Raw genomic sequence first — 17,852 nt, 5'->3', positions numbered from 1 at the left:
CACCCGGACATTGCCGGCAGGGGCAGGTTTGCTACACCGTACTGGCAGATCGTTGCCCGGATCCAAGCGTTCGCTAGTCTCAGGAACGACCCGTGCCGCGCGCCGCGGGCCCGACGACGTGAGGAGCTCGGCATGCGCAGGACCCCCGGACGCCGCATCTCAGCAGGTCTCGCCGTGGCAGCGCTGGCCGCAGCGGCCGCCGTCGCCACCGTCTCCCCGGCCGGGGCAGCCTCCGAGAACCTCCCCGGCGTGCCCGCGCCCGGCAGCACCGACGCCGCCTGGCAGGAGTGGGCCGACGCCGAGCGCGCGCAGGCCGAGCAGACCGACTGGGCCGCCGACTCCCGATCGCGCGGCTGCACCCTCGTCGAGGCGACCGTCGTCGACGAGGTCGACGCCGCCTACAACGCCGCCATGGGCGCCCCCGCCGACCTCTCCACCCACCGCGTCGACATGGTCGAGGAGTGCCCCGAGGCCGACGCCGGCGCTCTCGCGACCGGCGGGCTCACGTCCTCCGACAAGGTCAGCACCCAGGCCATCGGCAGCGGCAACCGGTGCGCGTCGACCCACGGGCCCGGGACGATCTGCGTCAGCTCCTCCGGCGGCCGCATCTACGCGTCGTGGAAGTACTCCGGCAGCGGCAGCGTCTCCGGGTTCCTGCGCATCTACCGCATCCCCACCTCGGCGGACTCCTGCTACCGCGGCGACACCTGGCTCACCGGGCCGTCCGCCACCTGGTCGAGCGGCATGACACGCTCCGTCTCCAAGGCGCGCACCACCTACTCGGGCTACTCGGCGCACATCTGGAAGAAGGTGGCCATCGGCCACACCGACTGGGGTCGGGCCTGCTCGAAGCTCTGACGCGGCCCGGCCTCAGAGGACGTGCGCGAGGAACTCCCGGAGGCGCGGTTCCGACGGCGAGTCCAGCACGTCGGCGGGGGCGCCCTGCTCGACGACGACGCCGTCGTCCATGAAGACGACGTGGTCGGCGACCTCGCGGGCGAACCCGATCTCGTGGGTCACCACGACCATCGTCATGCCGGAGCGGGCGAGGTCCTGCATGACGGCGAGCACCTCGCCGACGAGCTCGGGGTCGAGCGCGGACGTCGGCTCGTCGAACAGCATGAGCTCGGGGTCCATGGCCAGCGCGCGGGCGATGGCGACGCGCTGCTGCTGACCGCCGGAGAGCTGCGCCGGGTAGTGGTCGGTGCGGTCGGCGAGGCCGACGCGCTCGAGGAGGTCGAGGGCCCGCTCGCGGGCCGCCGCCTTGGTCAGCCCGCGCACCTGGACGGGGGCCTCCATGACGTTCTCCAGCGCCGTCAGGTGGCCGAACAGGTGGAACCGCTGGAACACCATGCCGATACGGGACCGCTGCGCGGCGATCTTCTTCGGGTGCAGGCGGTGCAGCACGCCCTGGCCGTCCCGGCGGTAGCCGAGGAGCTCGCCGTCGATCCGCACTTCGCCGGCGGTGATCTGCTCGAGCTCGTTGAGGCAGCGCAGCAGGGTGGACTTGCCGGAGCCGGACGGGCCGAGCACGACGGTGACGCTGCCACGCGGGACCTCCAGGTCGACGCCGCGCAGCACGTGCACCGCGTCGTCGCCGTGGCCGAACACCTTGTGGACGCCGGTCACCTGGACCATGGGTTCGTGCGTGCCCGACGTCGGGGTGGGGGTCTCGCTCACGGGGTCACCTCCGCGAAGGGGTCGTCGTGGGTGGTGCCGGCGGACCGGATGGCCTCCTGGCGGCCGAGCCGGCCGCCGCGGCGCCCGGCCGGGCCGCGCCCGCGGCCACGTCCACGCCCGGCGGAGGTGCCGCCGTCGAACCCGCGTCCGTAGTACCGCTCGAGGTAGTGCTGGCCGACCATGAGGACCGACGTGATGAGCAGGTACCACAGGGCGGCGACGATGAGCAGCGGGATGGGCTGGAAGGTGCGCGTGCCGATGGCGCTGGTCGCGTACGTGAGCTCGAGGGTGAACGGTACGGCGACGACCAGCGACGTCGTCTTGAGCATGGAGATCGTCTCGTTGCCGGTGGGGGGCACGATGACGCGCATCGCCTGCGGCAGCACGATGCGGCGCAGGATCTTGCTCTCCTTCATGCCGAGGGCGCGGGCCGCCTCCGACTGGCCGGGGTCGACGGACCCGAGGCCGGCGCGCACGATCTCCGCGAGGTAGGCGGCCTCGTTGAGCGCCAGGCCGATCAGGGCGGCCCAGAACGCGGTGATGACGTCCCGGGTGTCGAAGACGAAGAACTCCGGCCCGAACGGGACCCCCAGGCTGAGGCGCGGGTAGAGCACCGAGATGAGGCCCCAGAACACGAGCTGCGTGTAGATGGGGGTGCCGCGGAAGAACCAGATGTACGTCCACGACACCCAGCGCATGACCGGGTTGTCGCTGCGCCGCATCACCGCGAGCAGGACGGCCAGGACGACGGCGATCGCCATCGACCCGAAGGTGAGGACGAGGGTCCAGCCGACACCGCGGACCACGTTGACGTCGCGCAGGTACAACCAGACGGTGTCCCAGCGGAAGTTCGGGTTCGTGACCAGCGCGTGCACCACCATCGCGGCGAGCACGGCGACGACCGCACCCGACACCCAGCGGCCGGGCCGGGGCACCGGCCGGGCGGTCAGGGGTTCGGGGAGGGTCCGGCCCGCGGTGTCGGCGGTCATGTCAGGCGCCCGGGTCGAGCTCGGCGGTGGTCAGCGCGCCCTCGGCGTTGCCCCACCCGTCGAGGATCTGGGTGAGGGTGCCGTCGTCCATGAGCTGCTGGAGGGCGGCCTGGACGGCGGCGGCGAGCTCGTCGTCGTCCTGGGCGACGACGACGCCGTACGGGGCCGCGTCGGTGATCTCGCCGAGGGTCTCGATGGACCCGCCGGCCTGCTCGACGGCGTAGGCCGTCACCGGGGAGTCGGCGTACATGCCCTGCACCTTGCCGCCGACGAGGTTCGTGGTGACGTCGGCCTGCGAGTCGTACGGGAGGACCTCGATCGGCTCGGCGCCGTCGGCCTCGCACTGCGCGGACAGCTCGTCGAGCTCGCCCTGCTGCACGGTGCCGGTCTGCACGCCCATCGTGGTGCCGCACAGGTCGGCGGTGTCGACGCCCTCCGGGTTGCCGGTCTGGACGGCGAACTGCGAGCCGGCGTCGAAGTAGCTGATCATGTGCGCGACCTTCAGCCGCTCCGCGTCGATGGTGAAGCCGGAGATGCCGACCTCGTACTTCGTGCCGACGGCGGGGATGATCGCGTCGAACGTGGAGGACTCGACCTGCGACTCGAGGCCCAGCGTCGCGGCGACGGCGGCGGCGATGTCGACGTCGAACCCGACGGGGGTCACGCCGTCGGCGTCGAGGAACTCCGCGGGGGCGTACGACAGCTCGGCACCGACGGTGAGGACGCCGTCCTCGGCGACGGCGTCCGGCACCATCGCGGCGAGCTCGGGGTCCTCGGCGACGGCCGCGGGGTCGAAGGCCTCGGCGTCGGCGGCGCCGGTCTCGGCGGAGGTCGAGCCGAGGTCCTGCGAGGCGGTGGTGCAGCCGGTCAGCAGGGCGGCGACGGCGAGCGCGGACAGCGGCAGGGCGTAGCGGGTGCGCATGGCGTTCTCCCAGGGGTCTCGGGGGGGTGTGCGCCGGGGGTTCCCGGGTCCGAGAGTCGGCGCGCCTATGCAGCAGTATGAATACATATTCCGCCCGGGATCAAACCGCGCCCCCGTGGCATCCGTCACGCCGGCCGCCGCGGACGCCCGTCAGATCGGCAGAAAGGGGCCGGATCGGCAGCTCGAGCTGCCGATCCGGCCCCTTCGTGCTGAACCCAGGACGGGGGTGGTGGGGTGTTCGGGCGCGGTCGTCGGACCGGAAGCGGAGGTCGCGCAGCGACCGTGAGCGCGACCGCGCCCGAACACCCCACCACCCCGGACCCACACCACCGGACTACGTGTCGTGGCGCAGGATCTCCGTGTCCTCGCGGTGGTCGTCCTCGCCGCCGGCGGGATAGTCGGCCCGCTCGGGGCGGGCGCGCAGGGCGAGGATGCTCACGACCAGCCCGCCCCACACGATGACCAGGGCGACGATCATCATCAGCACTGCCTCGGTGCTCATCGCGAGGCCTCCTTCATGACGGCGGGGTCCTGGGTCGGCGGGTACGTCGGCCAGGCGGTGAACGCGGTGGCCCCGCGCCAGCGCGGCAGGGTGAACAGGATGGCTCCGACGAAGAGCAGCAGCACCGAGCCCCAGCCCGCGTACAGCAGGTAGGTGGTGTCGTAGCCCTCGTACGGCTCGTCGATGCGCAGGATCACGTACTGCACGAGCATGACGACGAGCATGACCGGGACGATCACGCCGACGCAGGCGTACCACCAGCGACCCACCTGCGTCGTCGACACCGCGTTGAGGTGGTACCGCAGCTCGGGGGCCTTGCGGTAGACCCACACGACGAACACGCACATGAAGACCGCGGACGCCACGATGCCGATGTTGTTGACGAACGCGTCGACGGTGTCGAGCAGGACGAGGCCGGTGGTCGTGGAGAAGCCGAGGACCGACACCGCCCCGAGGACCAGGCCCATCCCGAGCGTCGCGGCGCGGCGGGAGAGCGCGAACTTCTCCTGGAGCGCCGCGGAGACCACCTGGAGGATCGACACGAGCGAGGTGAAGCCCGCCATGACGAGCGACCCGAAGAACAGCGCGCCGAAGAACGCGCCGCCGGGCATCTCGGACACGATCGTCGGGAAGGTTACGAACGCGAGCAGGACACCCTGGAAGTTGAGGTCGGCGACGGTCACGCCCTCCTGCGACGCGAGGAACCCGAGGGCGGAGAACACGCCGATGCCGGCGAGCAGCTCGAAGCCGGAGTTGGAGAACGCGACGACCAGCCCGGGGCTCGTCATGTTGGCCTTGCGGGCCCGGTACGACGAGTACGTGATCATGATGCCGAACGCGACGGACAGCGAGAAGAAGATCTGCCCGTAGGCGGCGATCCACACGTCGGCGTCGCCCAGCGCGCTCCAGTCGGGCGTGAACAGGACGTTGAGCCCGTCGATGGCGCCCTCGAGGAACAGCGAGCGCACGACGAGGATGCCGAACGCGACGACGAGCAGCGGGATGAAGACGACGTTGGCCCGCTGGACACCCTTGACCACGCCGGCGGCGAGGACGGCGATGACCGCGATCCACACGATGACCAGCGGGATGAGCACGGCGGCGACGAAGTCGAACGTCAGCCACGGGTCGGCGCCGCCGACGTCCGCGAGCTGGAGGTGCTCGCCGACGAAGAAGGCGGCGGCGTCGTCACCCCAGTCGAGCCCGAACGAGTAGACGAAGAAGCTCCCCGCCCAGGCGACGACGGCGGCGTAGTAGACGGCGATGAGGATGCAGATCATCACCTGGAACCAGCCGAGGGACTCGAGCCAGCCCTTGACGCGGCGGAAGGCCTGGGGGGCGCCTCCGCGGAAGCGGTGCCCGAGGGCGTAGTCGAGGAAGAGGATGGGGATGCCCGCGGTCAGCAGTGCGATCAGGTAGGGCACCATGAAGGCGCCGCCACCGTTCTCGTAGGCGACGCCGGGGAACCGCCAGATGTTGCCGAGGCCCACGGCCGAGCCGATCGCCGACAGGATGAATCCCACCTGTCCGGTGAACTGCTCGCGCGGGGCGGCCTTGTGTTCAGCACTCACGGGTCACACACCTTTCGTGCTGTCTCGACGCTGGTCAAACCACTCGGCTTCGATGATGCGTGACCGACGTCACGCTGGCACGTCGAACTGCACGTCAGGGCGCTGCGCGGCCCTTCGCGACGCCGAACATTCGACGCGCGGGCCGTCTCACGATGTGGTCACCGCAGGAGTCGTCGCAGGTAGCCGCCGTGCAGCCGGCCCTCCGGGTCGAACCTCGCGGCGAGCTCACGGAAGTCCGCGAAGCGGGGGTAGAGCGCCCCCAGGTCGGCCGCGTCGACGGCGAAGAGCTTGCCCCAGTGCGGACGGGCGCCGAGCGGCAGCAGCGCCTCCTCCAGCAGCGGCAGGACGGCGGCGACCTCCGCGCCGCGAGGGTGCCAGGTGAAGTGGAGGGCCACCGAGTCCTCGTCGAACGGGCTCAGCCAGTGGTCGTCGGCCGCGACCGTGCGGATCTCCGACGTCTGGAGCAGCGGGGCGACCCGGGGCCCGAGCGCCCGCACCGCCTCGATCGCCGCGACCGCGCTCGCGCGGGGCAGCAGGTACTCCGACTGCAGCTCCTCCCCGGCCGACGGCGTGAACTCGAGCCGGAAGTGGCTCAGCCGCTCGTTCCACGGCCCGGCCGCCCCGAGCTGGGGCGTGCACGCGGCCGGGTCGACACCGGGCAGCGGGTGCACCTCCGTGGTCGCCCAGGCCAGGCCAGCCACGGGCTCCGGGCGCACCCCGACGCCGTCGTCCACCCGCGACTTGAACCAGACCTGCCGGACCGCCGGCTCGTCCCACGACGTGAAGAGGCTGACCGAGTACGCCGCGCCCGTCACCGCGTCGAGGCTGCCCAGCACGGCGTCCCACGGCACGTCCAGCGCGACGTCCTGCCGCACGGCGAACGTCGGCGCCGTGGCCAGCTCCACGCGCGTGACGACACCCAGCGCGCCGAGCGACACGACCGTCCCGCCGAACACGTCCGGGTGGTCGGCGCGCGTGACCCGGCGCAGCTCGCCGGCGGTCGTCATCATCTCCAGCCCGACGACGTCACCGGCCAGGCACCGGTTCGCGTCACCCGAGCCGTGGGTCGCCGTCGCCACCGCCCCCGCGACCGAGATGTGCGGCAGCGACGCCAGGTTCCCCAGCGCCCGCCCCTGCGCCTCCAGCGCCCGCGACACCTCGCCGTACCGCAGGCCCGCGTTGACGGACACCACGCCCGTCGCCGGGTCGAGGTCCACGGCGGGCCGGCCGTCGTCCAGCTGGTCCACCTGTACGTGCACGCCGGTGGTGTCCGCGACGTCGTTGAAGGAGTGGCGCGAGCCCAGCGCCCGCACCGGCCCCGACCCGGCCAGCGCGTCGGCCAGCTCGGCGAGCGAGGCCGGTCGGCGCAGGTTCGTCGAGGCATAGGTGAGGTTGCCGGCCCAGTTCCGCATCCGCCTAGCCTGCCACGCGTCCTCGCAGGTGAACGGTCAGGTCGGCGGCCGCGTCGGCGACCGCCGCGAGGTCCGCGGGCGTCGGCTCCCGCTGCCACTGCACGTCCAGGTCGACGTCGCCGGTGGCGGGCACCCGCGCGGGCCAGCGCCACCTGGCGGCCCGCAGCCCGTCGATCGTCACCGTGTGCACGAACGCGCCCACACGACCCGGCTCCGGGGCGCGCGGGTCCGCCAGGACTCCCCTCGACTCACCGTACGAGCACACGATCTCGTCGTACGCGCACAGCAGGTCCGCGACCGGCGCGTCCCCGGCGGCAGGTCGCGCGGAGGTGCTCGCGCGCCGTGCGGCGTCAGCCCCGGCCGGTCCCACGCCGTCGGCGGCCACGACGAGGGTGAGCCCGGCGAGCCCGTCCGTGCCCGCGACCTCCGTCGCCTCCCCCGCGTCGAGCAGCACGGCCAGGCCCGCGCGCAGCTCGGTGAGGGTCAGGCCGCTCCACTGCGCCAGGTCCTTCACGGTGGCGTACCCCCGACCGGGCAGGTAGCGGCGCCACAGCTCCAGGACGGCGGACTCCCGGTCGAAGGACGACCCGAGCGGCCCGTACCCGGCCGGCACCCGGTCGTCGAACCGGGCGTACGTGTGGCGGCCTCCCGCCGGCGGCCCGCTGACGACGAGGCGGCGCAGCTCGGCATGCATGAGCAGGTGGGTGAGCACGATGCCGGGCGCGTCCACGGCGAGCACCCCCTGGTCCACCAGGGCGGCGGCGAGGTCGTCGCGGGTGCGCGGCCCCCCGGCGAGCAGGTCGACGACGACGGCGATCGCCGCGTCGGGGCTGCCCAGGCCCCACGACTTCTCGGTGGACGCCATCACGCGTCCCACCCGGGGCCCGGTGAGCTCGAGCAGCCAGCGGACGTCGTCGGACCCGACGAGGTGCCACGTGGGCCGCAGGACGTGCGTGCGCAGCACCCGGCCGTCGGCGAGCACGTCGAGCGCAGGGCCGCCGCGACGGCCCGGGGAGAGCCGCTGGTCCAGCCCGTACAGCGTGGGCCGGAGCTCCTGCCCCTGCACGGCCAGCAGGTGCCGGACGGCGGCCGCGACGTCGGGCAGGTCGGGGTCCCGCAGCCGGTGGGCGCGCAGCCGCGCGGCGAGGACTGCGGGGGCGTCGACGCTCATGGCCCCACCCTGCCACCGGCCACCGACGCCGCCGCCCCGGTGCCGCGGTTCCTCAGCCATCAGGACGCGACGGGTGAGGAAGAGCAGCACGGTCAGCCGTGACAGCGCGGTTCCTCACGTGTCGGGGCGGGATACGTGAGGAACCGCGCCGTCGGACCGGCGTCTCAGCCGAGCGTCAGCGTCACCGTCACGTACGAGTGCGCGGGCAGCGTGACCTCCAGGCCGCGCTCGTGCGCCCGCACCGAGTCCAGCGGGGCCGGCGCGACGGCGGCCGGGTCGTCGGGCGTGTTGTGCGACGACGTCGCCGCGGCCGTCAGCACGGTCGCGGCGTGCCCGACGACGTCCCGGCCGCGCAGGTCGAGCACGACGGTCCGGGCGGCGTCGGCGTCGAGGTTGGTCAGCGAGACGCACGCGGCGTCGCCCTTGACCGACGCGGACGCCGACACCAGCGGCAGCGCGTCGCCGTCGACCTCCCGCTCGGGGACGTCGCGCAGGTGCACGGCGAGGGAGTCGGCGTCGTGGTGCGGGCGGTTCATCGCGAACACGTGGAAGCTCGGGGTGCGCACCAGCGCCCCGGTGTCCGGGTCGGTGAGCAGCATCGCCTGGAGCACGTTGACCGTCTGGGCGATGTTGGCCATGACGACGCGGTCCGCGTGCCGGTGGAACGCGTCGAGGTGGACGGAGGCCACGAGGGCGTCGCGCAGGGTGTTCTGCTGGTACAGGAACCCGGGGTTGGTGCCGGGCTCGACGTTCCACCAGGTGCCCCACTCGTCGACGACGAGCCCGACCCGCCGCGCCGGGTCGTAGCGGTCCATGACCTGGCCGTGCCGCGTGAGCAGGTGCTCCATGAAGGACGCCTTCTGCAGCGCGAGGTACCACTCGTCCTCGGTGAACCCCGTCGCGGAGCCCTTGTCCTGCCAGGTGCCGGTGAACGTGTAGTAGTGCAGGGAGATGCCCTGGAAGGGCGCGGCCGGGGCGGCGGCGTCGGCCGGGCCGTCGAGCGGGCCGAACGACTGCATGAGGACCTCGGTCCAGTGCAGGTCGCCGTCGGACGCCCCGGCGGCGATGCGGTAGACCTCGTTGCCCGCGTGGTCGCGCACGTACGTCGAGTACTGGCGGGCCAGGGAGGCGAACTGCTCGACGCGCAGGTTCCCGCCGCAGCCCCACGCCTCGTTCCCGACGCCGAAGAACGGCACCTTCCAGGGCTCGTCGCGGCCGTTCGCGCGGCGCAGCGCGGCCATCGGGGAGTCGTCGGCGCGGGTGAGGTACTCGATCCACTCGCTCATCTCGGCGACGGTGCCGGAGCCGACGTTCCCGGCGACGTACGCCTCGGCGCCGAGCAGCTCGCACAGGTCCATGAACTCGTGGGTGCCGAACGCGTTGTCCTCGACGACGTCGCCCCAGTGCGAGTTGACCATGCGGGGGCGCTCGTCGCGGGGGCCGATGCCGTCGCGCCAGTGGTAGTCGTCGGCGAAGCAGCCGCCGGGCCAGCGCAGGTTGGGGATCGCGAGCTCGCGCAGCGCCTCGACGACGTCGAGCCGGATGCCGCGCACGTGCGGGACGTCGGCGTCCTCGCCGACGTAGAAGCCCCCGTAGATGCAGCGGCCGAGGTGCTCGGCGAAGTGCCCGTAGACGTGGCGGGAGATGCGGGGTCCGGGCAGGTCCAGGTCGATGACGGCCGTTGTCGTGTCCATGCGCCGGACTTTATCGATAAACTACGGAGTCGGGAAGGGGGTACCGTGACGCCCGTGAGACCGACCATGAGCGACGTGGCGCGCGCCGCCGGCGTGTCCGCGATGACCGTCTCCAACGTCCTCACCGGCCGCCGCCCGGTCAGCCCCGCCACCCGCGCCCGGGTCGAGGCCGCCGCCGCCGAGCTCGGCTACGAGCTCAACCTCACCGCCCGGCACCTCCGGGCGGGCCGCACCGACACCGTCGCACTCGTCGTCCCCCGCCTCGACCACCCGTACTACGGCGAGCTCGCCGCCCGCCTCACCGGCCTCCTCGCCCCGCAGGGCCGCCACCTCGCCGTCGAGCAGACCGACGCCGGCCCGCACGGAGAGCTCGCCGCGCTCACGCAGGCGCGCTGGCAGCTCTACGACGGCGTCCTGCTGTCCGTCGTCGGCCTCACCCCCGCCGACCTCGACTCCGTACGGACCTCCGCGCCGCTCGTGCTCCTCGGCGAGCAGCGGATGCCCGCCCGCCACGACCACGTCCGCATGGACAACGTGCGTGGCGCCCGGATCGCCACCGCCCACCTGCTCGCCGCCGGCTCCCGCCGCGTCGCCGTCGTCGGCGGCGCCGACCCCGATCCCGACGCCGGCATGATGCCCGCGCGCACGGCCGGGTGGGTCGCCGCGCACGCCGCGGCGGGGATCGAGCCCGACCCGGCGCTCGTCGTGCCGGCACCCCGCGCCGACCTCGCGGACGGCCGGGACGCCGTGCGCCGGCTCGTCGCCGCCGACGTCCCCTTCGACGGAGTCCTCGCCGTCACCGACACACTCGCCACCGGCGTCCTCGCCGGTCTCGCCGAGGCCGGGCTGCGCGTGCCCGACGACGTCCAGGTCGTCGGGTTCGACGACCTCGCGGCGAGCGGGTTCACCGTCCCCGCCCTCACCACCGTCGACCCCGGCCACGACGCGATGGCGCACGCGGCGCTGCGGCTCCTCGACCGGCAGGCCGGGCCGGCCGGCCCGGGCGGCGCCGGTGACCCCGGCCGCACCGGCGAGCACGTCGTCGCGCCCGTGCGGCTGGTCGTGCGCGGCAGCACGCGACCGGTCGCCTGAGCGGGCGGCGTCCGATTCCCGTCCGCACCACCCGGGGACGACGAACGCCCGCCCGGAGGTCCGGACGGGCGCTCGTCGAGCCGCGCGGGTCACGCGCCGGCGTGCTGCTCCTCGTGCTTGATCGGGATGCGGCCGCCCATGCCGATCATCTCCAGCACCTCGGTCACCGCCTCCGACGGCTCCAGGAGGTGCACCGGGGCGCCCGTCTCCTGACCCAGCATGTAGAGCTGGAGGATGAAGGCGACGCCGGACGAGTCCAGGAACGTCACGTCGCGGGCGTCCACCGCCAGCGGTGTCTGCGCAGGCCGGGAGACGACCGCGGACATCGCGTCGCTGGCGGCCTCGCGCAGCGCGGCGTCCACCTCGCCCCACAGCGTGATGTAGGTCGCGTCCTCCTGGTGCTGGCAGGAGATCCCCGACCCGGCGTCCGGGTCGGGCTCGAGTTCGGAGGTGCGGTCGGTGTCCATCGGGAAGGCTGCTCCAGTCGTGCCGTCGGCAAGCAGGCAGGGCGGTTGTCGCCCCCCGGTCCCGACAACCACTGATCGAGTGTTCACCCGCCGCGTCGATTCGTCCAGTGCTACGCGTCGACACGACGGGGTGGTGCCACGTCAGTCCTGTGAGGGTTCCGGGTCGGTCACGTCCGCCACCTGAGCGCGGAGGACGCGCAGGAGATCGTCGGCGTCCAGCGACGCCGCGACGCCGTGACCACCGGCCCCGACCGACACCGTACCCCGTCCCGGGACGGTCGCGTCGGCCACCACGGGCCACGGTCGCGTCGAACCGAACGGGGTGATCGTCCCCCGCTCGTAGCCGGTGACGTCACGGGCCACGGCGGCGTCCGGCATCGACAGCCGGTTCACCCCCAGGAGGGCACGCAACCGCGGCCAGGAGATCGTGCGCCCACCCGGGACGAGGACGAACAGGTAGTCGTCGTCACCACGCCGCACGACCAACGACTTGAGGATCTGGTCGGGCTCCAGCCCGCGCGCGGCAGCCGCCTCAGCGAGCGAACGGACCGGCCCGTTCCGGGTGATGACGTGCGCGACGGCGGCGGCCTCCAGCGCCTCGCGGGCGCGCCGCTCCGCAGGGGAATCGTCGGTCATCCGTCCTCCTCCAGCACCCGGGCGGCCAGCTCCAGGACGTCGGGGTCGTCGTCGTGCTCGGTGCGTTCGGTCCGCCAGTACTCCGCGCCGTCACGGGTGCGGGACACGACCCCGAGGTCCACCATCGCGCGGCGGAGACCGACCGGGTCGCGGGCGACCCGCGCCAGCCGGTCGGTGAGCTCCCGCTCCGGCACGGGGTCGAGCAGCCGGGGCAGCGCGACCGTCGCGAGGTAGCGGGTCACGGCGACCTTGTCACGCCACCGGCGCGGCGAGCGCTCCAGGCGGCCGTCGGTGAGGAACCGTCGAGGGTCGCCGACGGGGGCGCCCTCGGTCACTCCTGCTCGCCGTCCCCTCCGCGGTCGGGCGTCGGCCGGCCGGCGCGGGAGCGACCGTTGGTGGTGGACGGCGCGGCAGCGGCCGTGCCGGCCGGCTCCTCGTCGCCGGACCCGCCGCCGTCCTGCTCGGGCTCGGGTGCGGCCTCGCTCGGCGACGCCTCCGGGGTGGGCTCGGATGCGTCCTCGGTCGGCTCGGGCTCGGGTTCGGGCGCCGGCTCGGCGGTCTCGGTCGGCGTCGGCTCCGGGGTCGGCTTGGCCGTCTCGGTCGGCGTCGGCTCCGGCGTCGGCTCAGCCGTCTCCGTCGGGCTGGGCTCCGGCGACGGGCTGGGCTTCGGCGAGGAGGTCGGCTTCGGCGTCGGGCTGGGCTTCGGCGTGGCCGTGGGCTTCGGGGTCGGCCCGGGGGTCGGGGTGGGCTTCGGCTTCGGCGTCGGCGTCGTGTCCTTGTCGCCCTTCGGGTCGTCGCCCTTCGTGGCGCCGCCCGAGCCCGTGCCCTTGTCCGCGCCCTTGTCGCCCTGCTTCGTGTCCTTGTCCTTGCCCTTGTCCTTGCCCTGACCGGAGCCCTCGGCCTTGTCCTTGTCGCCGTCGGCCTCCGTGTCGGCGGGCTGCGACGTCGCGCCGGTCGACCCGGTGCCCGACGCCCAGTCCGTGCCGTAGTCGGTCGACGCACGGTCCGGGATCGGGCCCGCCGCGAAGAACTCGAAGTGCCACGGCTCCGGCTTGCGTCCGTCGGGACGTGCCCACGTCGGGTTGTCCCAGCCGTAGTCCGGGCCGTGCACCCGTAGCCACGCGTACTCCGCGGACGTACCGCCGGAGATCGGCGTCGACAGGTCGAGGGCGAGCCCCCAGCCGTGGTTCGACGTGCCCGGCACCGCGGCGAGCGTCGGCTTGGCGGCACGCACCGCGACCTGCGCGTCGTACGAGCGGTACGAGTCGGTGATGGGGATGTCGGTGCCGAACTCGGCCCGGTAGGCGGTGTTGAGGGACTCGAGCTGGGCGGCGGCGTCGCAGCGCAGCATGTGCCACGGCGCCCAGGGGATCTCGCAGAGCACGGACGCCGGGATCCGGCCGTTCGCGTAGCCGGCCGTCGTGCCCGCGTACCGGTCCACGACCGTCTGCAGCGCGTCCGTGAGGCCCGGCGTCCCCAGCCCGATCGGGAGACCGTTCGCGTCGACCGGCAGCCCCTCGTCGTTGACCAGCGTGCCGTCCGGCAGCTCGGTGATCGCGGGGCGCACGTCCAGCACGTAGGTGGCGGTGGCCGGGTCGAGCAGGGTCGTCAGGTTGGTCGCGGCGATGACGACGTCGTCGAACGTCACGGCCTCGTCGGGGTGCTCGTGGCCGTCCGACTCGTCGTCGGGGTGCGCCCCCGGCGTCGTGCCGGTGACCGCGTCGGACCCGGCGCCCGGGTCGTGCATGGTCTCCGGGTCCTCCGTCGCGTCGTCCGTGGTACGCGGTTCCGTGGAGCCGAGGTCCGGCTGGACGACGTTCGAGACGGTCGAGGCGGCGCTGAACGCGGCGCCCTCGCCGTCGGGGCCCGGCACGCTCGGCTCCGGCGACTCGAGGGTCGGCGCGTCGAGCGCGGGGACGTCCTGCGTCCCGGGCGCGGTGCCGGCCCCGCTGTCGGGGGAGCCGTCGAGAGCACCGTCCACGGAATCGCCCGCGCCGTCCGCGTCGGGCGCGACCTCGGCCGGAGGCCGCAGCGGGGACGGCACGAGCGGGTCGGTCGGGTCGGGTGCGACGCCGCCCGCCTCGACGAGCGGCAGCTCGGGGGCCGGCGTCTCCCCGAGGTCCAGCACGTCCGTGCGGACGGCGGGCGCGCCCACGCGCGGCTCGACCTGGGCCTCCTGCTGGGCCACGTAGGTGACCAGGAGCAGCCCCAGCTCGGCGGCGGCCTGCTGGACGTCCGGGGCGGCCGAGCGGCCGGCCTCCGCGGCGACGACCTCGGCACGACCGACGGCGTCGAGCACCTGCGCGACCGTCCTCGGGCCGGTCGACGACGAGGTGCCCACCACCGGTACGTCGGGGACCTCGTCGGACGGGAGCGGCTCGGTGAAGTCGGGGTGCGCGCCGAACGTGTTCCACGGCAGCGCGGCGGCCGAGACACCCATGAAACCGCAGGCCAGGGCGACGGTCAGGGCGCCGGCGACGAGAGTGCGTCGGAGTGCGCCGTGGTCCTGCGCACGCGCGACACCCGGGCCGGACGGCGTGGCGCCGTGCTCGTCCGGAGCGTCGCTGTCCTCGACAATCACGTGGAACCTCTCCCCGAGCACCGGTGCTGGCGGTCGCATCTTCGCACACGAAGGTGTCGCCTTCACCACTCTGCGTGACACCGCCGCAGACCGCCAGCCCTGGAGCGGCTGAACCTGTGGGCGAACTTTCCCCGACCGCGGACGCCGGGCGGGGCAGACTGGTGCCCATGGACCGGCGACCTGCGCACACGCCCGCCCGCCTCGACCTGAACAGCGACCTGGGCGAGGGCTTCGGCGCGTGGCGGCTCGGCGACGACGTCCGGATGCTGGACGTCGTGACGAGCGCGAACGTGGCCTGCGGCTTCCACGCCGGCGACCCGGCGACGATGCGACACACCGTGCGGGCGGCCGTCGCGCGGGGGGCGGCGCTCGGCGCGCACGTCGCCTACCGGGACCTCGTCGGGTTCGGCCGCCGCCGGATGGACGTGCCGAGCGAGGAGCTCCGCGCCGACGTCGTCTACCAGCTCGGGGCGCTCCAGGCGGTGGCGGCGGCCGAGGGCGGCCGCGTCACCTACGTCAAACCGCACGGCGCCTTGTACAACACGGCGGCCGTCGACCCGCGCGTCGCCGAGGACGTCGCCGCCGCGGTCGCCGCCGTCGACCCGACGCTGGTGCTGCTCGGGCTGCCGGGGAGCGTCGCGCTGGACGCCGCCGCGGCCGCGGGGCTGCCCGTCGCCGCCGAGGCGTTCGCCGACCGCGCGTACACGCCCGAGGGCCGCCTGGTGGCGCGCTCGGAACCGGGTGCCGTGCTGCACGACCCCGAGCAGGTGGCCCGGCGGGTGCTGCGCCTGGCCACCGACGGGGTCGTCGAGGCGACCGACGGGTCGCTCGTGACCGTCCGCGCGGACTCCGTGTGCGTGCACGGCGACACCCCCGGAGCCGTCGAGATGGCGGTGCGCGTGCGCGCCGTGCTCACGGCGGCGGGCGTCGACCTGCGTCCCTTCGTGGACGCCTGACGTGCGGCTCCGGCCCGCGGGCGACGACGCCGTCCTCGTCGAGTGCGCGTCGGCCGCCGAGGCGGTGGCCCTGCACCGCTCCCTCACGGACCGGCCCGTGGCGGGGGTGGGCCCGACCGTGCCCGGGGCGAGCACGCTGCTCGTCGTCCACGACCCCGCACGGGTCGACCGGACGGCCCTCGAGGGGCTGCTGGCCGCCCGTCTCGGCGCGCACGGCCCCGCCGCCGACACCGGGCCGCCGCGCACGCTCGACCTGCCGGTCGTCTACGACGGCACCGACCTCGCCGACGTCGCCGACCTGCTCGGGACGTCCGTCGAGGAGGTGGTGCGGCGGCACACCGAGGCCGTGTGGACCGTCGCGTTCATGGGGTTCGCGCCCGGTTTCGGCTACCTCACCGGGACGGACGCCGGGCTCGTCGTGCCGCGGCGGGACGTACCCCGGACCCGGGTGCCCGCCGGGTCGGTGGCGCTGGCGGGCGCGTACTCCGGCGTCTACCCGCGCGAGGGGCCGGGCGGGTGGCAGCTCCTGGGCCGCACCGGCGCCGTCCTGTGGGACCTCGACCGCGACCCGCCGGTCGCCTGGGCACCCGGCGACCGGGTGCGGTTCCGGGCCGTGCGGGACGTCGTCCGTACCGTCCCGGCCCGCGACGGTACGGACGGCGTCGCGCCCGCCCGCACGCCCGCACCGGACGGCGCACCCGGCCGCGCCGCCGTCGAGGTCGTCGACCCCGGCACGCACTCGCTGCTCCAGGACCTCGGCCGCCCCGGGCTGGCGGACCTCGGGGTCGGCGCGTCCGGCGCCGCCGACCCGCGCAGCCTCCGGGCAGCGCTGCGCGCCGTCGGCACCCGGCCCGACGACGCCGCCGTGGAGACCCACGGCGGGCTGCGGCTGCGGGCCCGCGGGACGCTGGTCGTGGCGGTGACGGGCGCCGCCGTGCCCGTCACGGTGCGCTCGCCGGACGGTCGTGACCGCCCGGTGCCCTGGGCGCACGCGGTCCGGCTCGCCGACGGCGACGACCTCGTCGTCGGCGCGGTCGAGCGCGGCCTGTCCGTCTACGTGGCGGTGCGCGGAGGTCTCGCGGCGACGCCCGTCCTCGGCTCCCGCTCCACCGACCTGCTCGGCGGGATCGGCCCCGCACCGCTGGCGGTCGGGGCCGTGCTGCCCGTCGGGCCACCGCCGGGCGGTGCCGTCGCGGCGGACGACGGCGGTGCGCCCGACCCCGGTGCCCTGCCCGCGCCCGGTGACGTCGTCCGGCTCCCCGTGACGCTCGGACCGCGCGACGACTGGTTCACCGCCGCCGCCCTGCGGCGCCTGCTCACCCAGGAGTGGGAGGTGACGGCGCTGGCGGACCGCGTCGGCACCCGGCTGCGCGGCGCGGTGCCGCTCGACCGGCGGCCTGAGGCCGTGGGCCGCGAGCTCCCCAGCGAGGGCGTCGGCACGGGCGGGGTGCAGGTCCCGCCGGGCGGGCAGCCCCTGCTGTTCGGCCCCGACCACCCGCAGACCGGCGGCTACCCGGTGGTCGCGGTCGTCGCGGCGTCCCACCGGTGGCTGCTCGGGCAGCTCCCCGAGGGGGCGCGGCTGCACTTCGACGCACCCCCGGACGACCCGGCGTGAAGGCGGCGCCGGAGGCCGTCACACGATCTCGACAGGATCTGTGACCCACGACGCACCACGGATCGCTCCGGACCAGGCAGAATGGCCGCCATGACGTCGACGACGACCTCCACCCGCGTGCACGGCACCTCGCGCTTCGCCGCGGCCGGCCTGCTGGCCCTCGCCATGATGCTCACCGGGTGCTCGACGAGCGTCGACGTCCAGCAGTTCATCGCCGACGCGCAGAGCCAGGCCGAGGCGATCGAGGAGGACATCCAGTCCCTCGAGGAGCAGGTCACCGGGGTCCCCGCCGAGCTGCAGGGCCAGGTCACCGACGCCGTCGCCTCCGCCCAGGCCGCCACCGACGAGGCCCGCACGGCGCTCGAGCAGGCCTCGACCGCCGAGGACGGCGCCGTGGTCGCCCTCGAGGACGCGCAGGTCGCGCTGGAGGCCGCGAGCGCCGAGGTCAAGCACGTGACCGAGCAGGCGCGGCAGGACGGCGCCGACCAGGTCGCGGACCTCCTCGCGCAGATCCAGGAGCAGATCGACGCGCTGCGCGGCGAGACGGAGAGCGCCGCCGGCTGA

At 74.4% G+C, this 17,852-nt stretch carries 17 protein-coding genes; 5 read left to right on the top strand and 12 right to left on the bottom strand.

What is annotated here, in order from left to right; genetic code table 11:
* The first annotated feature begins 132 nt into the window (after window positions 1-132).
* Window positions 133-858 carry a hypothetical protein gene (locus I598_RS12805; RefSeq protein WP_157557233.1) on the top strand — a complete coding sequence of 242 codons (726 nt, stop codon included), beginning with the start codon at window positions 133-135 and terminating at the stop codon, window positions 856-858.
* A gap of 12 nt (window positions 859-870) precedes the next feature.
* On the opposite strand, the gene I598_RS12800 is transcribed toward I598_RS12805, so the two are convergent.
* The 8 genes from I598_RS12800 to I598_RS12770 form a co-directional block, all read right to left on the bottom strand.
* Complete coding sequence (locus tag I598_RS12800; protein ID WP_068205270.1) at window positions 871-1,638, bottom strand: amino acid ABC transporter ATP-binding protein; 768 nt, start codon at window positions 1,636-1,638, stop codon at window positions 871-873.
* A 38-nt stretch (window positions 1,639-1,676) separates the two neighbouring features.
* The gene (locus I598_RS12795; protein WP_068203293.1) at window positions 1,677-2,669 is read right to left on the bottom strand and encodes an amino acid ABC transporter permease; all 993 of its coding nucleotides are present in this window, start codon (window positions 2,667-2,669) and stop codon (window positions 1,677-1,679) included.
* Between the two features lies 1 nt (window position 2,670).
* Window positions 2,671-3,591 (bottom strand): transporter substrate-binding domain-containing protein, encoded by a 921-nt coding sequence (locus tag I598_RS12790; RefSeq protein ID WP_068203292.1) that lies wholly within the window; start codon window positions 3,589-3,591, stop codon window positions 2,671-2,673.
* 334 nt (window positions 3,592-3,925) lie between these two features.
* Window positions 3,926-4,093 (bottom strand): methionine/alanine import family NSS transporter small subunit, encoded by a 168-nt coding sequence (locus I598_RS17460; protein WP_083973253.1) that lies wholly within the window; start codon window positions 4,091-4,093, stop codon window positions 3,926-3,928.
* On the bottom strand, window positions 4,090-5,664 hold the full coding sequence (locus tag I598_RS12785; protein WP_068203291.1) for a sodium-dependent transporter: 1,575 nt from the start codon (window positions 5,662-5,664) through the stop codon (window positions 4,090-4,092). Before I598_RS12785 ends, I598_RS17460 begins: the two co-directional genes overlap by 4 nt.
* A 158-nt stretch (window positions 5,665-5,822) precedes the next feature.
* Complete coding sequence (locus I598_RS12780) at window positions 5,823-7,076, bottom strand: FAD-binding protein (protein WP_068203290.1); 1,254 nt, start codon at window positions 7,074-7,076, stop codon at window positions 5,823-5,825.
* A gap of 4 nt (window positions 7,077-7,080) precedes the next feature.
* Window positions 7,081-8,247 (bottom strand): winged helix DNA-binding domain-containing protein, encoded by a 1,167-nt coding sequence (locus I598_RS12775; protein WP_198155694.1) that lies wholly within the window; start codon window positions 8,245-8,247, stop codon window positions 7,081-7,083.
* Window positions 8,248-8,411: 164 nt separating this feature from the next.
* Window positions 8,412-9,941, bottom strand: coding sequence for an alpha-N-arabinofuranosidase (locus I598_RS12770; protein WP_068203288.1), 1,530 nt, complete (start codon window positions 9,939-9,941; stop codon window positions 8,412-8,414).
* 54 nt (window positions 9,942-9,995) lie between these two features.
* On the opposite strand from I598_RS12770, the gene I598_RS12765 reads away from it, so the two are divergent.
* On the top strand, window positions 9,996-11,033 hold the full coding sequence (locus I598_RS12765; RefSeq protein WP_232314154.1) for a LacI family DNA-binding transcriptional regulator: 1,038 nt from the start codon (window positions 9,996-9,998) through the stop codon (window positions 11,031-11,033).
* 89 nt (window positions 11,034-11,122) lie between these two features.
* Here I598_RS12765 and I598_RS12760 read toward each other — a convergent pair whose 3' ends face one another.
* From I598_RS12760 to I598_RS12745, 4 genes are all read right to left on the bottom strand, one after another.
* Window positions 11,123-11,500, bottom strand: a complete 378-nt coding sequence (locus I598_RS12760) for an STAS domain-containing protein (RefSeq protein WP_068203286.1) — start codon at window positions 11,498-11,500, stop codon at window positions 11,123-11,125.
* Between the two features lie 141 nt (window positions 11,501-11,641).
* Window positions 11,642-12,136: an aminoacyl-tRNA deacylase gene (locus I598_RS12755; RefSeq protein ID WP_068203285.1), complete on the bottom strand. Its 495-nt coding sequence runs from the start codon at window positions 12,134-12,136 to the stop codon at window positions 11,642-11,644.
* Entirely contained in the window at window positions 12,133-12,471 is a 339-nt protein-coding gene (locus tag I598_RS12750) for a DUF2087 domain-containing protein (RefSeq protein WP_068203284.1), read from the bottom strand. Before I598_RS12750 ends, I598_RS12755 begins: the two co-directional genes overlap by 4 nt.
* On the bottom strand, window positions 12,468-14,717 hold the full coding sequence (locus tag I598_RS12745; RefSeq protein ID WP_068203283.1) for a M15 family metallopeptidase: 2,250 nt from the start codon (window positions 14,715-14,717) through the stop codon (window positions 12,468-12,470). The genes I598_RS12750 and I598_RS12745 overlap by 4 nt, the downstream gene beginning before the upstream one ends.
* 167 nt (window positions 14,718-14,884) lie before the next feature.
* On the opposite strand from I598_RS12745, the gene I598_RS12740 reads away from it, so the two are divergent.
* The 3 genes from I598_RS12740 to I598_RS12730 all read left to right on the top strand — a co-directional run bounded on the left by I598_RS12740 (window position 14,885) and on the right by I598_RS12730 (window position 17,852).
* Entirely contained in the window at window positions 14,885-15,673 is a 789-nt protein-coding gene (locus tag I598_RS12740) for a LamB/YcsF family protein (RefSeq protein ID WP_068203282.1), read from the top strand.
* 1 nt (window position 15,674) lies between these two features.
* Complete coding sequence (locus I598_RS12735) at window positions 15,675-17,288, top strand: 5-oxoprolinase subunit B/C family protein (RefSeq protein ID WP_068203281.1); 1,614 nt, start codon at window positions 15,675-15,677, stop codon at window positions 17,286-17,288.
* Between the two features lie 90 nt (window positions 17,289-17,378).
* The gene (locus tag I598_RS12730) at window positions 17,379-17,852 is read left to right on the top strand and encodes a hypothetical protein (RefSeq protein WP_157557231.1); all 474 of its coding nucleotides are present in this window, start codon (window positions 17,379-17,381) and stop codon (window positions 17,850-17,852) included.

Origin of the sequence: Isoptericola dokdonensis DS-3 (genome assembly GCF_001636295.1) — a bacterium.
Taxonomy (GTDB): domain Bacteria; phylum Actinomycetota; class Actinomycetes; order Actinomycetales; family Cellulomonadaceae; genus Isoptericola; species Isoptericola dokdonensis.
This window is presented reverse-complemented; position numbering and strand designations above follow the sequence as displayed.

Excerpts from the sequence above, each read along its gene's own strand:
- I598_RS12775 (WP_198155694.1), bottom strand. The coding sequence starts at position 8,247 with ATGAGCGTCGACGCCCCCGCAGTCCTCGCCGCGCGGCTGCGCGCCCAC.
- I598_RS12770 (WP_068203288.1), bottom strand. The coding sequence starts at position 9,941 with ATGGACACGACAACGGCCGTCATCGACCTGGACCTGCCCGGACCCCGC.
- I598_RS12755 (WP_068203285.1), bottom strand. The coding sequence starts at position 12,136 with ATGACCGACGATTCCCCTGCGGAGCGGCGCGCCCGCGAGGCGCTGGAG.
- I598_RS12790 (WP_068203292.1), bottom strand. The coding sequence starts at position 3,591 with ATGCGCACCCGCTACGCCCTGCCGCTGTCCGCGCTCGCCGTCGCCGCC.
- I598_RS17460 (WP_083973253.1), bottom strand. The coding sequence starts at position 4,093 with ATGAGCACCGAGGCAGTGCTGATGATGATCGTCGCCCTGGTCATCGTG.
- I598_RS12800 (WP_068205270.1), bottom strand. The coding sequence starts at position 1,638 with ATGGTCCAGGTGACCGGCGTCCACAAGGTGTTCGGCCACGGCGACGAC.
- I598_RS12805 (WP_157557233.1), top strand. The coding sequence starts at position 133 with ATGCGCAGGACCCCCGGACGCCGCATCTCAGCAGGTCTCGCCGTGGCA.
- I598_RS12795 (WP_068203293.1), bottom strand. The coding sequence starts at position 2,669 with ATGACCGCCGACACCGCGGGCCGGACCCTCCCCGAACCCCTGACCGCC.
- I598_RS12760 (WP_068203286.1), bottom strand. The coding sequence starts at position 11,500 with ATGGACACCGACCGCACCTCCGAACTCGAGCCCGACCCGGACGCCGGG.
- I598_RS12730 (WP_157557231.1), top strand. The coding sequence starts at position 17,379 with ATGACGTCGACGACGACCTCCACCCGCGTGCACGGCACCTCGCGCTTC.
- I598_RS12740 (WP_068203282.1), top strand. The coding sequence starts at position 14,885 with ATGGACCGGCGACCTGCGCACACGCCCGCCCGCCTCGACCTGAACAGC.
- I598_RS12780 (WP_068203290.1), bottom strand. The coding sequence starts at position 7,076 with ATGCGGAACTGGGCCGGCAACCTCACCTATGCCTCGACGAACCTGCGC.